Origin of the sequence: Streptomyces albiflavescens, from assembly GCF_014645835.1 — a bacterium.
Taxonomy (GTDB): Bacteria; Actinomycetota; Actinomycetes; order Streptomycetales; family Streptomycetaceae; genus Streptomyces; species Streptomyces albiflavescens.
The window spans coordinates 14802-30560 of record NZ_BMMM01000031.1; the positions used below are offsets into that span (position 1 = coordinate 14802).

The following is a 15759-nucleotide window of genomic DNA, read 5'->3' on the forward strand; positions in this document are numbered from 1 at the left end:
GCAGGTAAGGCTTACCTTACCTCGTGTAGATGATGTTTGAACTGAGGCCATGTGCGCCTATGGTGCTTGACGGACGGGTAACAACCGCCGCAATGACCCCCAAGTACCACCAAGCCCGGAGGAGGACGCCGTGGAGCAGGCCGGCCCGCGCGATGCGCACGGCTCCGCCCGTGCGAGGGTCCCGGACATCCGTACGGGCGTCGTTCGGGTACCCGCACAGCCGCAGGCCGCGGACGTGGACCGCAAGCGGGGTGTCGCCGCCGATGACGCCGGTGCCGGCGCGCGCGGTGAGCACACGCACAGCGAGGCGCCCATCCCGCGCCCGCGCGCCGAGGGCGCGCGTCCCGTCGTCCAGCGCTCCTCCGTACGCGGGCAGATCCTCGACGCCCTGCGCACCGCGCTCGTCGCCGGCGAGCTCGCCCCCGGAGAGGTGTACTCGGCGCCCGCGCTCGGCGATCGTTTCGGGGTGTCCGCCACGCCGGTACGAGAGGCGATGCAGCAGCTCGCGCTGGAGGGCGCCGTCGAGGTCGTGCCCAACAGGGGCTTCCGGGTTGTCGAGCGCGGAACGCGGGAGCTGGCCGAACTCGCCGAGATCCGGGCCCTGATCGAAGTCCCGGTGCTGCTGCGGCTCGCGCGCAGCGTGCCCTCGGCCCGCTGGGCGGAGCTGCGCCCGCTCGCCGATGCGACGGTACGGGCCGCCTCCTCGGGCTGCCGCGCGACCTACGCCGAGTCCGACCGCGCCTTCCACCGCGGGGTCCTCGCCCTCGCCGGCAATGTCCAGCTGGTGCAGATCGCGGACGACCTGCATCGCCGCGCCCAGTGGCCCCTGGCCGGCGGCCCCGTCGCCCGCGGCCGTGCGGACCTCGTGGCCGACGCCGCCGAACACAGCGCCCTTCTGGACGCGCTGGTCGCCGAGGATCTGGCGGCCGCGCAGTCCCTGGTGCGGGAGCACTTCGCCGGAGCGTCCTGAAGCCGCGGGTACGTGCCCTTCCGCCCACCCGTGTCACGGATCCGTACGGTCCGCGCAACACGCCCCTTGGCCGGGAACCCGGACCGCCCCGCACGCGTGCCTTCGCGTACACGGCGAGAGCCGGACCGAAACCGGGGGAGAGACCGATGCCCGACCCGTCCTGGATGGCCCAGCAACAGGCACAACAGGCCGCACAGCAGGCCCAGCAGATCCACCAGAACCATGTACGCCACCACCGCCAGATGCACGACATGGCCCGCGCCCACGGCCCTCACTCGGGCGCGCCTCACATGCATCGCCCCCTGTCCTACGGCGGCCGCGGCGGCGGACTGCGCGGCTTCCTGACGTTCCTGGTGATCGTGGCCGTAGTGGTCTACGTGGCCCACGACCCCGAACTGCGCACCAGCGTGGCGACGTTCGCCCGAGACCTGCTGGCACACGTCCAGAGCAACTAGGGCCTGTCGGGGCGCGGGCAACCGCGCGACCAGCCACGACGCACCCGCAGGCGACGAACCGCCTCCGGCGGCGCTCAGGTCGTGGCTGTAGGCGGCGTCGGCGAACCGCTTCCGGCGGGGTTCAGGTCGTGGCTGTAGGCGGCGTCGGCGAACCGCTTCCGGCGGGGTTCAGGTCGTGGCTGTAGGCGGCGTCGGCGAACCGCTTCCGGCGGGGCTCAGGCCGTCGCCGCAGGCGGAGTCAGCTGTTGTGCCAGCCAGGTGGGCACGCCCCCGAGCAACCGAAACAGCCGCCCCGCCTCTGCGCGCAGCCGAGACGCCTCGGGCTCGGCCTCCGCGTCGGCCAGCGACGCCAACGCGGGAGCCGTACCCACGAGATACCCCAACTCCTCACGGATCCGCAGAGACTCGGCGAAGCCATGTCGCGCCTCCGCCAACTCCCCTTCCCGCAGGGCGAGTCCGGCGAGATGCCGCCAGGTGAACGACAGCAGCAGCGGGTCGCCATGGGCGACCGCCCCCGCGTGGGCACGCCGGTACGCGGCCCGCGCGGCCTGCGGCGAGCGCGCGAGGTTCTCGGCCAGCAGCCCGCGCCGGAAGTCGAGCAGCGCCCGCCCGGCGGCGCCCGGCGCGATCAGGGCCGCCGCCCGGCCGAGCGCCGCGCGCGCCTCGTCCGCCCGGTCCCGTACGCCGAGCAGTGTGGCGGCGTACGCGAGCTGCCCGCGCTCGCAGGCCGCCGCGCCCCGCTCGTCGTCGCTCTGCGCCACGGCCTCGGCTGTGCGCAGCGCGTCCTCGGCCTCGGCCCAACCCTGTTCGGTGTACAGGCACCGCTCGACGAGGAGCGAGGCTCTTTGCAGCGCCGCCCCCGCGGTGTGCGGTTTGAGCAGCGCGGCCGCGTCGACCCAGCAGGCGCGTGAGCGCAGCCGCCATACCGCGGTCTGGAGTGGATCGTCCCCTGCAGTCGTTCCGGAACCAGACATGGCGGTATGCGCCACGTTGCCCTCCCCGAGCACACCATTGAGCTGTTGAGTGGTGGCATCTCAGCACGGATCACGGGGCCCGGCCAAGGGGGTGGGTGAAGGATTTCACAAAGTCGTGGGACACCGGCGGCGCTTGGGGAGCGTGGGGCCCACGAGCCCGCGACCTCAACTCATGCGCAATGCCAAGAAGAAGTCGAGCTTGTCCTCCAGCCGCGACAGGTCCCGACTCGTCAACTGCTCGATACGGCCCACCCGGTACCGCAGCGTGTTGACGTGCAGGTGCAGACGCGTGGCGCAGCGCGTCCACGAGCCGTCGCAGTCGAGGAACGCCTCCAGCGTGGGGATCAGCTCGGCGCGGTGGCGGCGGTCGTAGTCGCGCAGCGGGTCGAGGAGCCGTGCGGTGAAGGCGCGGCGCACGTCGTCGGGCACGAACGGCAGCAGCAGCACGTGCGACGCCAGCTCCTGGTGCCCGGCCGCGCACACCCGCCCGGTCCGCGCCGCGGCGACCCGGCGCGCGTGCCGGGCCTCCTCCAGCGCCCCGCGCAGCCCCTCCGCCGAGTGCACGGCGGCGCTGACACCGAGCGTGACCCGCCCGTCGTCGTTCAGACCGGCCGACAGCGGGTCCCGTACGGCCTCAAGGAGCGTGTCGGCGAGCAGCCCCGACTCGGAGCCGTCGTGTTCCGTCGACACCGCCGGAAGGGGGACGAGCGCGATCGCCTCGTCACCCGTGTGGGCCACGGCGATGCGGTCGGAGTGCTCGGGACCCGTCGAGAGCGGGTCGACGAGGATCTCCTCCAGGAGCGACTGGGCGACCGGACCGCCGTCGATCTCCCCACCGTCCCACTCGACGCGGGCCACGACCACCTGCCAGTGCGGGGCCGCCCCGAGCCCGGGCAGCAGCACCGGCGCGGCCACCCGCAGCCGCGCCGCGATCTCGGCGGGCGCGGCGCCCGTCTGCACCAGCTCCAGGACCTCCTGCGCGAGCCGTCGGCGCACCGTGCGCGCCGCGTCCCGCCGGTCCCGTTCCACCGCGATCAGCTGGGTGACGCCCTGGAGCAGGTCGAGCCGTTCCTCGGGCCAGTCCCCGGCGTCCGCCTCGACGGCGAGCAGCCAGTCGGACAGCACGGTCTCGCGCACGTCCCGGGAGGCGCCCGTGGAGCGCCCGGACGGGCGAATCGGGAAGAGCGAGTACGTCGTCGTGCCGACCGTCACGCGGTGCGGTCCACGGCGTCCGGTGCGCGCCGCCGCCAGATGCTCGGCGGCCAGCTTGGCGCACACGTCGGCGGGCAGTCCGGGGCCCGAGAGCTTGGAGCCCGCGATGGGCCGCCCGGTGGGCGAGAGGACCCAGGCCCGCAGATCCAGATCGGTGCCGAGCAGGTCGAGGACCACGTCGGGACCGCCGCCGGCCGGGCCCGACGTCATCATCCGCCGGTGCCGGTCCACCACCGCGGCCAGGTCCCCGGCGCGCTCGCCCGAGACCTGCCGTACGACGTGCTCGGTGATCGTCGCGAAGGCCACCGACTCGTTCACCGCGAACAGCGGCAGCCGGTGCCGGGCACAGGCCACGACGAGGTCGTCGGGGATGTCGCCGAGCTCCGCCTCACCGGCGGCCAGTGCAGCGACCCCGGCGCTCGCGAGGATGCGTACGAAGGGCTCCGAATCGTCGGCGTCGTGCCGCCAGGCGAGGCCGGTGAGAACCAGCTCGCCGCCGGAGAGATAGCGGCTGGGGTCCTTGAGGTCCGTGGTCATCACACCGCGGACGGTGCGGTCCAGCTCGTCCTCGCCGCCGAGCAGCCGCAGGCCCAGCGCGTCGGTGTCCAGCAGTGCGCGCAGCCGCATTCTCGTCGCCGCCGTTCTTTGTCTCGAAATCTACGATGGATCTGTGGTGAGGACCCCGTGAGCGGATTCTCGGGCTCCGGAGAGCGGCCCCAAAGGGCCCTCAGGACGGTGGTCCCTGCCCCTCCGAGGCTGTGTCCTGGGCTTTTGTGAGCTGTGCTCGCTCCGTCCCGGGCCGTGCTTGAAGTTTCCAGAGGGCTGAGTCTGACGTTTCCAGAGGAAAACAAGGAGGTTACTGGTGACCTCCATTCATACGAATCTACAAGATGCGCGCCCTGGCCAGCCAACTCCTTCATGGTTTCGGTGACTGACCCCGGTGTTCGACGGCGCGGTGTACTGACCCCGATCCGCGTTAACAACTCATGAACGAGCCCGGGCCGCCGCACACGATCTTTGGCTCAAACAGAACGACCCACGATACGAAGAAGAGAGCCACTCATGGACTTCCTTCGCCCCGCCAGCTGGGAGGAGGCGCTCGCCGCCAAGGCTGAGCACCCCACCGCTGTGCCGATTGCGGGTGGCACCGATGTGATGGTCGAGATCAACTTCGACCACCGCCGGCCCGAGTACCTCCTTGACCTGAACCGCATCGGCGAGCTGAGCGAGTGGGAGGTCGGCGAGGAGAGCGTGCGCCTGGGCGCCTCCGTTCCGTACACCCGGATCATGGAGAATCTGCGCGGCGAGCTTCCCGGCCTGGCCCTGGCCTCGCACACCGTGGCCTCTCCGCAGATCCGTAACCGCGGCGGCGTGGGCGGCAACCTCGGCACCGCCTCCCCGGCCGGTGACGCCCACCCCGCGCTCCTCGCGGCGGGCGCCGAGGTCGAGGTCGAGTCCGTACGCGGCTCGCGGCTGATTCCGATCGACGAGTTCTACACCGGAGTGAAGCGCAACGCGCTCGCGGCGGACGAGCTGATCAGGGCCGTGCACATCAAGAAGGCGGACGGCCCCCAGCAGTACTCGAAGGTCGGCACCCGCAACGCGATGGTGATCGCGGTGTGCGCCTTCGGCCTGGCTCTGCACCCCGAGACCCGCACGGTCCGCACCGGCATCGGCTCGGCCGCGCCGACCCCGGTCCGTGCCAAGGCCGCCGAGGAGTTCCTGAGCGCGGCGCTCGAAGAGGGCGGCTTCTGGGACAACGGCAAGATCATCACCCCGTCGGTCGCCAAGCAGTTCGCGGACCTGTGCTCCGCCGCCTGCAATCCGATCGACGACGTCCGGGGCACCGCGAGCTACCGCCGCCACGCGGTCGGCATCATGGCCCGCCGCACCCTGACCTGGACCTGGGAGTCGTACCGCGGCACCGCCGCCAGCACGGAGGGAGTCGCGTAATGCGCGTCAATTTCACGGTCAACGGCCGTCAGCAGGAAGCCGACGACGTGTGGGAGGGCGAGTCCCTTCTGTACGTGCTGCGGGAGCGCCTTGGCCTGCCGGGTTCGAAGAACGCCTGTGAGCAGGGCGAGTGCGGTTCCTGCACGGTCCGCCTCGACGGTGTGCCGGTCTGTTCGTGTCTGGTCGCGGCCGGTCAGGTCGAGGGCCGCGAGGTCGTCACGGTCGAGGGTCTCGCGGACTTCGCCAAGCAGCGTGCGGAGCACGGCGGTTGCGCCACCGGCGCCTGCGGCACCCCCGGCGGGTCGGGCACGTCGCTCGACGAGGCCAAACAGTGGGCGGCGAAGGGCCACGACTCGCAGACCGGCGAGGGCGGCGAACTCTCGTCCATCCAGCAGGCGTTCATCGACGCCGGTGCCGTCCAGTGCGGCTTCTGCACCCCGGGTCTGCTGGTCGCGGCGGACGAGATGCTGGAGCGCACCCCGAACCCGACCGACGCGGACATCCGCGAGGCGCTCTCGGGCAACCTGTGCCGCTGCACCGGCTACGAGAAGATCATGGACGCGGTCCGCCTCGCGGCCGCCCGGCAGTCTGAGGCGGTCTGACGATGGGTACGACTGGTACGCCCACCAACATCACACAGGGCTCCAAGACCAAGGGCGGCATCGGCGAGTCCACGCTGCGCCCGGACGGCACCCTCAAGGTCACCGGCGAGTTCGCGTACTCGTCCGACATGTGGCACGAGGACATGCTGTGGGGCCAGATCCTTCGCTCCACCGTCGCCCACGCCGAGATCGTGTCGATCGACACCTCCGAGGCCCTCGCGCAGCCCGGCGTCTACGCCGTCATGACGTACGACGACCTGCCCACCGAGGTGAAGAACTACGGCCTGGAGATCCAGGACACCCCGGTCCTCGCGCACGGCAAGGTACGCCACCACGGCGAGCCGGTCGCCATCGTCGCCGCCGACCATCCGGAGACCGCGCGCCGCGCCGCCGCCAAGATCAAGGTCGAGTACAAGGAACTCCCGGTCATCACGGACGAGGCGTCCGCGACCGCCCCCGACGCGATCCTGATCCACGAGGGCCGCGACGACCACCACATCGGCCACGTCCCGCACCCGAACATCGTGCACCGCCAGCCGATCATCCGCGGCAACGTCGAAGAGGCCGCCAAGAAGGCCGACTTCATCGTCAAGGGCGAGTACACCTTCGGCATGCAGGACCAGGCCTTCCTCGGCCCCGAGTCCGGACTCGCCGTCCCGTCCGAGGACGGCGGCGTCGAGCTCTACATCGCCACCCAGTGGCTGCACTCGGACCTCAAGCAGATCGCGCCCGTGCTCGGCCTGCCCGAGGACAAGGTCCGTATGACGCTCTCCGGTGTCGGCGGTGCCTTCGGCGGCCGTGAGGACCTGTCGATGCAGATCCACGCCTGTCTGCTGGCGCTCCGCACCGGCAAGCCGGTCAAGATCGTCTACAACCGCTTCGAGTCCTTCTTCGGGCACGTCCACCGTCACCCCGCGAAGCTCTCCTACGAGCACGGCGCGACGAAGGACGGCAAACTCACCCACCTGAAGGCCCGGATCGTCCTCGACGGTGGCGCCTACGCGTCGGCCTCCCCGGCGGTCGTCGGCAACGCCTCCTCGCTGGGCGCCGGACCGTACGTCGTCGACAACGTCGACATCGAGGCCATCGCCCTCTACACCAACAACCCGCCCTGCGGAGCCATGCGCGGCTTCGGCGCGGTCCAGGCGTGCTTCGCCTACGAGGCGCAGATGGACAAGCTCGCGGACGCGGTGGGCATGGACCGGGTCGCCTTCCGTCAGCTCAACGCGATGGAGCAGGGGACGATCATGCCGACCGGGCAGGCCGTCGACTCGCCCGCCCCGGTCGCCGAACTCCTGCGCCGCGTCAAGGCGATGCCGCTGCCGCCGGAGCAGCAGTGGCTCGCGGCCGGCGAGGCCGCCGACGTACGCCAGTTGCCGGGCGGCCTCTCCAACACCACACACGGCGAAGGCGTCGTACGTGGAGTCGGCTACGCGGTGGGCATCAAGAACGTCGGCTTCTCCGAGGGCTTCGACGACTACTCGACCGCCAAGGTCCGCATGGAGGTCGTGGGCGGCGAGCCCGTAGCGACCGTCCACACGGCCATGGCGGAGGTCGGCCAGGGCGGCGTCACCGTCCACGCGCAGATCGCCCGCACCGAGCTGGGCGTCACCCACGTGACCATCCACCCGGCCGACACGCAGGTGGGGTCGGCGGGCTCGACCTCGGCCTCGCGTCAGACGTACGTCACCGGTGGCGCCGTCAAGAACTCCTGCGAGCTCGTCCGTGAGAAGGTCCTGGAGCTCGGCCGCCGCAAGTTCGGTACGTACCACCCCGCTTGGGCGACGGCCGAGCTGCTCCTGGAGGGCGGCAAGGTCGTCACCGACGGCGGCGAGGTCCTCGCCGACCTGGCCGATGTGCTCGAAGGCGAGGCCGTCGAGGTCGAGGCCGAGTGGAGGCACCGTCCGACGGAGCCCTTCGACCTGCGCACAGGGCAGGGCTTCGGCCACGTCCAGTACACCTTCGCCGCCCACCGCGCGGTGGTCGAGGTGGACACCGAGCTGGGCCTGGTCAAGGTCATCGAGCTGGCCTGCGCCCAGGATGTCGGCAAGGCGCTCAACCCGCTGTCCGTCATCGGTCAGATCCAGGGTGGTACCACCCAGGGCCTGGGCGTGGCGGTCATGGAGGAGATCATCGTCGACCCCAAGACCGCGAAGGTGCGCAACCCTTCCTTCACGGACTATCTGATCCCCACCATCCTCGACACGCCGACCATCCCCGTCGACGTGCTCGAACTCGCCGACGACCACGCCCCGTACGGGCTCCGTGGCATCGGCGAGGCCCCGACCCTCTCCTCGACTCCGGCCGTCCTCGCGGCGATCCGGAACGCGACGGGTCTGGAGCTCAACCGGACGCCGGTACGCCCCGAGCACCTCACGGGCACCGCGTAAAGGCACCGGGCAGGACTCTCCGGGCGGCGCAGGGAACGTCACACTTCGTCGCGCCGCCCGGAGTACTCAAGTACCGCACCGCTCGCGGAACTTGGACTCAAGTCAGTACCAGCACCAGTCCCTTTCGTTCGTCTCGGGCCGTCCCCCGGGTCGTGCGGCCGAAGCACCTTCCCAAATCCCGCGGCCACACTCGTGGTTGACCAGCCGTCAGGGCGGCTGATGCGGGTGCCCCTTTGAACCTTGGGAGTAGGCCCACATGACCCAGCAGTCACTGGAGCCGAAGACCGCCGCGGAGGACGCGGGCACGGGTAGCCGTGTCCCGGCCGGACGGTCTTGGCTCGACCGGTACTTTCACATATCCCAGCGGGGAAGCTCGATCGCGCGTGAGGTGCGCGGTGGCGTCACCACCTTCATGGCGATGGCGTACATCCTGCTGCTCAACCCCCTCATCCTGTCCGGCAAGGACGCGGCGGGGGACACGCTCGGCCAGAAGGCCCTGATCACCGCGACCGCGTTCGCGGCGGCCTTCACCACGCTTCTCATGGGCTTCGTCGGCAAGGTGCCGCTCGCCCTCGCCGCCGGACTCTCCGTCTCGGGTGTGCTCTCCTCCCAGGTGGCCCCGCAGATGACCTGGCCGCAGGCCATGGGCATGTGCGTGATGTACGGCGCCGTGATCATGCTCCTGGTCGTCACCGGCCTGCGTGAGATGATCATGAACGCGATTCCGCTGGCGCTCAAGCACGCGATCACCATGGGCATCGGCCTGTTCATCGCACTGATCGGTCTGGTCAAGGCCGGCTTCGTCCACCAGGGCAAGGCGACCCCGGTCACGCTCGGCCCGACCGGTGAACTCGCCGGCTGGCCGGTCCTGCTCTTCGCGGCGACCCTGCTGCTGATCTTCATGCTCCAGGCGCGGGGCGTTCCCGGTGCGATCCTCATCGGCATCGTCTCCGGCACGCTCGTGGCCGTCGTCCTCAACGGACTCGGCGTCATCGACCCCAAGCAGTGGGCCAGCGGCGCTCCCGAACTGCACGGCAGCGCGGTCTCGATGCCGGACTTCTCGCTCTTCGGCCATGTCGAGTTCGGTGGCTGGGGCGAGGTCGGCGCGATGACGGTCGGCATGATCGTCTTCACCCTCGTGCTCGCCGGATTCTTCGACGCGATGGCGACGATCATCGGCGTCGGCACCGAGGCCAACCTCGCCGACGACAAGGGCCGGATGCCCGGCCTGTCCAAGGCGCTGTTCATCGACGGCGCCGGCGGAGCGGTCGGCGGCGTCGCCGGCGCGTCCGGGCAGACGGTCTTCGTCGAATCGGCGACCGGCGTCGGCGAGGGCGCCCGCACGGGCCTCTCCGCGGTCGTCACCGGCTTGTTCTTCGCGGCCTGCCTGTTCTTCACGCCGCTGACGGCGATCGTCCCCGGCGAGGTGGCGGCAGCGGCGCTGGTCGTCATCGGCGCGATGATGATGATGAACGCCCGCCATGTGGACTGGGCCGACCGGGCCACCGCGATCCCGGTCTTCCTGACCGTGGTGATCATGCCGTTCACGTACTCCATCACCGCGGGCGTCGCGGCCGGAGTCATCAGTTACGTCGCCATCAAGATCGCCCAGGGCAAGGCCCGGGAGATCGGGGCGTTCATGTGGGGCCTGACGGCGATCTTCCTGGTCTACTTCGCCCTCAACCCCATCGAGAGCTGGATGGGCGTGCACTGACGCCCAGGGTCCTGTCGTCGAACCGGCGCCTGCCTCGCGGCGACAGGACCCGCCTTCCACACAACCGCCGTTACGTCGTCCAAGGAGACCGAGAGATGCTGGACATCGCCGAAGAGCTGCACCGGTGGGTCGAGCAGGGACGCGACTTCGCCGTCGCCACCGTGGTGGCCGTCGGCGGCAGCGCACCCCGCCAGCCGGGCGCCGCACTCGCCGTCGACTCCGACGGCACAGCGATCGGCTCGGTCTCCGGCGGTTGTGTGGAGGGCGCGGTCTATGAACTGTGCCAACAGGCGCTCAAGGACGGGGAAACCGTCCTCGAGCGCTTCGGCTACAGCGACGACGACGCCTTCGCCGTAGGCCTGACCTGCGGCGGCATCATCGACATCCTGGTCACGCCGGTCCGTGCCGACGACCTCGCCCGACCGGTGCTCGCGACCGCGCTGGCCGCGGCGGCGGCCAAGGAGGCGGCGGCGGTCGCACGGATCGTGTCCGGGCCCGAGGAGTTGATGGGACGCGCCCTCGTCGTACGCCCCGACGGCTCGTACGAGGGCGGCTTCGGCGGTCACCCCGAACTGGACAGCACCGTCGTGGGCGAGGCGGCCGCCCTCCTGGACGCGGGCCGCACCGGCACCGTGGAGATCGGAGAGCAGGGCTCTCGCTGCGGAGCACCGCTCACGGTACTGGTCGAGTCCTCGGTGCCGCCCCCGCGCATGATCGTCTTCGGTGCGATCGACTTCGCGTCGGCACTGGTCCGCGTGGGCAAGTTCCTGAACTACCACGTGACGGTGTGCGACGCCCGCCCGGTCTTCGCCACCGCCACCCGTTTCCCCGAAGCCGACGAGATCGTCGTCGAGTGGCCCCACACGTACCTGGAGCGCACCGAGGTCGACTCCCGCACGGTGCTCTGCGTCCTGACCCACGACGCCAAGTTCGACGTACCGCTGCTCCAGCTCGCGCTGCGGCTGCCTGTCGGGTACGTCGGTGCGATGGGGTCGCGACGGACGCACCTCGACCGGAACGAGCGGTTGAGAGAAGTCGGCGTGAGCGAGCTGGAGTTGGCACGGCTCCGGTCGCCGATCGGTCTCGACCTCGGGGCGCGTACGCCCGAGGAGACGGCGCTGTCGATCGCGTCGGAGATCGTGGCCGGTCGGCGTGGGGGGAGTGGGGTTTCGCTGACGGGGGCGCACACGCCGATTCATCACGAGGGGGCGTCGGGCCCTGCGGCTCGGATCGGGTCGGTGGCCTGACCGACGTACGAGGAAGGGGCCCGCCACGGAATGTGGCGGGCCCTTTCTCGTGCCTCGCGTATTGACGCGAGCATGCCCCTCGACGACGCTCCTGTGGGAGCGCTCCCGCAAGTCCCCCGTGACCGTTGCGAACAGGAGTGAACCCGGATGAGACGTGCCTCAACGTGGCTCGCCGCCTTGTCGGTCGGGCTGGCCGCCCTCTTCGTGGGACCATCGGCGCAAGCCGCGGAGTCGGTGGAGCACGGACCTTCGCTGTACGTTCCCGACGCCAATCCAGCGGCGTACCGGCAGGCCCTCGACCTCGCCCGCGCGGGCCAATTCCTCGACGCGGCAGGCGTCCTGACCATGGTGAACACCCCGCAGGCCGTCTGGTACGGCGACCAGTCCCCGGATCAGGTGGAGCGGCTGATCCGCGCGGTCGCGCGGGACGCGGACCGCTCCGACGCGATCCCCGTGTTCGCGCTGTACAACATCCCCGGCCGGGACTGCTCCAACTACTCCGCGGGCGGGGCCGCCAACACGGCGGAGTACAAGGAGTGGATCGACGCGGTGGCGCGAGGAGTCGGAAGCCGCGACGCGATCGTCACCCTCGAACCCGACGCGCTCGCCCTGCTGCCCTCCGACTGCGGGCAGGACGACGCGCAGGGCACGAAGACCGCCGCGCGGTATGGGGAGGTCAACTACGCGGTGGACAAGCTGGAGCCACTGGCCGGCACCCGGGTCTATCTCGACTCCGGGCACCCGGGCTGGCACACCGTCAACTCGATCGTGCCGCGCCTCATCAGGGGCGGCATCGCACACGCCTCCGGCTTCTACACCAACGCCTCGAACTACCACACCGACGACGCCAACTCCTGGTACGGCAAGCTGATCTCGTCGTGTCTGGCGTACGTCGACGGAGGCGGCGATGTCGCCGCCTGTCCCCACCAGTGGTGGCCGCGGGCCGACGCGCAGGCCTGGCTCGACGCGCATGTGCACACACCCCCGTCCCGGATGAAGCACTTCGTCACCGACTCCAGCCGCAACGGACAGGGGCCCTGGACTCCGCCCGCCGGGAAATACACCGACGCGCAGGACTGGTGCAATCCGCCGGACAGGGGCCTCGGTGCCCGCCCGACCCTGCGCACCGGTGACCCCTTGCAGGACGCCAGGGTGTGGATCAAGACGCCGGGCGAGTCGGACGGGCTGTGTCTGCGCGGTACGGCGGGACCCGAGGACCCGGAACGCGGGATGGTCGACCCCGACGCGGGGGACTGGTTCCCCGAACAGGCCCTGGAGCTCGTACGGTTCGCCGACCCGCCGATCTTCGACGGGCCGTGAGAGCGGCACTCGTGTCGCTCAGCCCCGCAGCAGCCCGTCCACGGCCCGCCCGAACATCCACCGCGCCGCCCACCTCAGCGGCCGGTCGGCGGCCCGGGGCAGCCACCGCACCCTCAGATCCTCCCGCCAGAGCACCCGTGAGCCCCCGTCACCCACCGGGCGCACCTCGATCTCGGCCCATCCCGTGACGAAGGTGCCGCGCTTGACCAACCGGCACATCCCCGGGCCCCCCTCCCGCGGTGGCTGCCACGTCACGACCTCCATGGGGTCGTCGAAGGCCAGGGGCCCCGCCCCCGACCGCGCCACGAACACCGTGCCCTCCCGCATCGGCGGCGGAGTGAGGACGGTGACCCGGGTCAGCGGTACGACGTCCGCGTGCCGGGGCCAGTCGGTCAGGCGCCGCCAGCTCGAGTCGACCGGGTGCGGGGATACGCGTTCCAGCAGGAAGAGGACCACTGGGTGATCGTAGGCAGCCGAACGGGCGATGAATTCTCGCGCAACCACCTGAAATCGGGCGCCATCGCCCTACCATTCCCTCATGGGGCGAGCAATGGCGCCGCCCCCCAGGGGGAGTTGGTCACCATGCCGCTGAAGGCGTACGGCGTACTGATCACACGGGCGGTCGACACCCGCCGAGAGGAATCCGTCGACACTCCGCACTACCAGATCCATCTGACGGACGATCAAGGGACGCACTACCGCGCGGCGGTGAACGTGATGTCCCAGGAGCGGCCCTCCGAGCTGCTCTATCTCGTCGACGACGACTTCCAGCACCCGGTCACCACGCACCTGGAAGGCCTGGCCTCCGGCTGGAACACATTGCCGCCGGGCCCCGGCGGCCCGAACCTCGACTTCGTACGGGGCAACCTCTTCGACCCGGCGAAGATGCGCCCCCTGCCACCGGACGTGGCGGGTCCCGACAATGACCTGGCCGACCTGCTCGACCACTACGTACGGCGCGCGGTGGACGACCCGGCCGCCCGGATGTACGTCTTCGGCGAGCGCTTCGGCCCCGAGCCGACCGTCCGGGACAAGGTCTTCGGGTTCCTGCCCGGAAACGGCGTGCACGACATTCACATGAACCAGGGCAACAGCGCCCGCTTCCAGGACGACGACGGGGTCTGGCAGGACGGCGGGCTGCTGATCCACTTCCCGGCCCAGTCGCGCTGGGTGGGCGTCTTCCTCGCCTTCCAGAGTCAGGCCTGGCACACGGACGACATCACCGGTCACGCGATCGTCCCGCCCGGCCCCCGCCCCGAGCCGGGCGGTCAACCGGTGCGCATCGTGGCGGCCCTCGTCAATCCCCGCGGCCCGGCGCCCGAATCCGAGAACGTCACGCTCATCAACGCCTCGCCCGACCCGGTCGACCTCACCGGCTGGCGCGTCGCCGACCGGCTCGGCCACAGCTGCGCGGTGCCCCCAGGGCCACTCGCCGCCGGTGCCGCCCTGGTGGTCCCCCTCACGGACGGAGTCCAACTGGGCAACAACGGCGGTCAGATCACCCTCCTCGGCGCCGACGGCCTGAAGGCGCACGGCGTCTCGTACACCGCCCAGCAGGCCGCACGCGAGGGCTGGACCGTGGTGTTCTGACGCCCCTGTGCCGTCCTTTTCGCCGCCCTTGTCCCAAGGCCACCTACCAGCCCAGCCTTCCCTGCGACACCATGAGCGCGACCCCGCACCGCTGTCCGGAGGGCGCCCCATGGACCCCGAACTGCACAGCAGACTCGATGAGTTGCAGCGCGATCCCTATCCGCACTACGCGCGGGCGCGGGGCACCGACGGGCTTGTCCACGTGCCCGAGCTGGACGCCTGGGTGGTGACTCGGGACGCGGACGTACGAGAGGTGCTGCGGCGGGCGGAGGACTTCTCGTCGGCCAATGCGCTCAGGCCGGACGTACTGCCGTCGCCCGCCGCGTTGGCCGTGCTGGGCGGCGGATTCGGCGGCCGTCCCGTCGTCGTCACCGCCGACGGGGTCCGGCATCAGGAGTTGCGGGCCCCGATCGTCCGGGGCCTGTCGCCGGCGCGGGTCGCGGCCGTCCTCCCGTACGCCGCCGAGCGAGCCGCCGCGCTCGTCGACGCCTTCGTCAAGGACGGTCATGTCGAGCTGATGTCCGGGTACGCGCGGCGACTGCCGGGCGAGGTCATCGGGCGGATCGTCGGGTTGGACCCCGAGGATGTACCCGCCGTCGTCCACGGCGGCCATCGAGCCGAGGAGCTGCTGTTCCGCCCCCTGGACGAGGACGGACAAGTAGCCGCCGCACAGGACGTCGTGACGATGCAGCACATCCTCGACGGGCTCATACGTGAGCGCCGCGCCCGTCCGCGGGAGGATCTCGCCACCGAACTCATCGCCTCCCTCGCGCCCGGGGACGGCGAGTTGACGCTCGACCAGCGACACGAACTCGTGGCGCATCTGCAGAACCTCCTCCTCGCGGGCCATCTGACCACCACCGCCCTCATCGGCAGCACGGTGTTGCACCTGCTGCGGCATCCACGCCAGTGGGAGCTGCTGTGCGCGGAACCCGAGCGCATTCCGGCAGCCGTCGAAGAGGCCGCGCGCTACGACACCGCACTGCAGGGATTCCGCCGCGTCACCACCCGCACGGTCACCCTGGCGGGCACGGAACTGCCGGAAGGATCCAGCGTGTTCGTCGCCTTCGGCGCGGCGAACCGGGACGGAGCGCGCCACGAACGGCCCGACGAGTTCGACATCACCCGTGAGCCCGGCCGCCATCTGGCCTTCGGGTTCGGGGTGCATGCCTGCCCCGGAGCACAGCTCGCGCGCGAGCAACTCCGCGTCTCCCTGGAGCTGTTGACACGCCGACTGCCAGACCTTCGGCTCGACGCGAACCACCCGGTCACCATGCGACCGACCATGATCCACCGCTCGCCCGAAACACTGCACCTCGACTGGTGACCCGC

General features: G+C 70.8%; 13 protein-coding genes. 10 read left to right on the top strand and 3 right to left on the bottom strand.

Translation table 11 applies throughout. The annotated features are described in order from the left end of the window. The first annotated feature begins 130 nt into the window (after positions 1–130). A complete protein-coding gene (locus tag IEY95_RS46285; protein ID WP_189192349.1) occupies positions 131–970 on the top strand; it encodes a GntR family transcriptional regulator in 840 nt (279 codons plus the stop codon). Positions 971–1116: 146 nt separating this feature from the next. Continuing rightward, positions 1117–1425: a hypothetical protein gene (locus tag IEY95_RS46290; protein ID WP_189192350.1), complete on the top strand. Its 309-nt coding sequence runs from the start codon at positions 1117–1119 to the stop codon at positions 1423–1425. A 215-nt stretch (positions 1426–1640) separates the two neighbouring features. Here the strand turns inward: IEY95_RS46290 and IEY95_RS46295 are convergent, their stop codons facing one another. Continuing rightward, a complete protein-coding gene (locus IEY95_RS46295) occupies positions 1641–2414 on the bottom strand; it encodes a hypothetical protein (RefSeq protein ID WP_189192351.1) in 774 nt (257 codons plus the stop codon). 150 nt (positions 2415–2564) lie between these two features. Continuing rightward, the gene (locus IEY95_RS46300) at positions 2565–4238 is read right to left on the bottom strand and encodes a PucR family transcriptional regulator (protein WP_189192352.1); all 1674 of its coding nucleotides are present in this window, start codon (positions 4236–4238) and stop codon (positions 2565–2567) included. 435 nt (positions 4239–4673) lie between these two features. Here IEY95_RS46300 and IEY95_RS46305 point away from each other — a divergent pair, with 435 nt between their 5' ends. The 6 genes from IEY95_RS46305 to IEY95_RS46330 all read left to right on the top strand — a co-directional run bounded on the left by IEY95_RS46305 (position 4674) and on the right by IEY95_RS46330 (position 12837). Next, the gene (locus IEY95_RS46305) at positions 4674–5564 is read left to right on the top strand and encodes an FAD binding domain-containing protein (protein ID WP_189192353.1); all 891 of its coding nucleotides are present in this window, start codon (positions 4674–4676) and stop codon (positions 5562–5564) included. Then, on the top strand, positions 5564–6166 hold the full coding sequence (locus IEY95_RS46310) for a (2Fe-2S)-binding protein (RefSeq protein WP_189192354.1): 603 nt from the start codon (positions 5564–5566) through the stop codon (positions 6164–6166). Before IEY95_RS46305 ends, IEY95_RS46310 begins: the two co-directional genes overlap by 1 nt. Positions 6167–6168: 2 nt before the next feature. Further along, positions 6169–8556 (top strand): xanthine dehydrogenase family protein molybdopterin-binding subunit, encoded by a 2388-nt coding sequence (locus IEY95_RS46315; RefSeq protein WP_189192355.1) that lies wholly within the window; start codon positions 6169–6171, stop codon positions 8554–8556. A gap of 256 nt (positions 8557–8812) precedes the next feature. Next, positions 8813–10270 carry an NCS2 family permease gene (locus tag IEY95_RS46320; protein WP_189192356.1) on the top strand — a complete coding sequence of 486 codons (1458 nt, stop codon included), beginning with the start codon at positions 8813–8815 and terminating at the stop codon, positions 10268–10270. 95 nt (positions 10271–10365) lie between these two features. Continuing rightward, complete coding sequence (locus IEY95_RS46325; RefSeq protein WP_189192357.1) at positions 10366–11517, top strand: XdhC family protein; 1152 nt, start codon at positions 10366–10368, stop codon at positions 11515–11517. Positions 11518–11664: 147 nt separating this feature from the next. Beyond that, a complete protein-coding gene (locus IEY95_RS46330) occupies positions 11665–12837 on the top strand; it encodes a glycoside hydrolase family 6 protein (RefSeq protein WP_189192358.1) in 1173 nt (390 codons plus the stop codon). A gap of 18 nt (positions 12838–12855) precedes the next feature. Here IEY95_RS46330 and IEY95_RS46335 read toward each other — a convergent pair whose 3' ends face one another. After that, a complete protein-coding gene (locus tag IEY95_RS46335; protein ID WP_189192359.1) occupies positions 12856–13293 on the bottom strand; it encodes an SRPBCC family protein in 438 nt (145 codons plus the stop codon). Between the two features lie 126 nt (positions 13294–13419). Between IEY95_RS46335 and IEY95_RS46340 the strand changes: the two genes are divergently transcribed. Further along, positions 13420–14427, top strand: coding sequence for a DUF2278 family protein (locus IEY95_RS46340; protein ID WP_189192360.1), 1008 nt, complete (start codon positions 13420–13422; stop codon positions 14425–14427). A gap of 109 nt (positions 14428–14536) precedes the next feature. Next, the gene (locus tag IEY95_RS46345) at positions 14537–15754 is read left to right on the top strand and encodes a cytochrome P450 (RefSeq protein WP_189192361.1); all 1218 of its coding nucleotides are present in this window, start codon (positions 14537–14539) and stop codon (positions 15752–15754) included. The last annotated feature ends 5 nt before the right edge of the window (positions 15755–15759 follow it).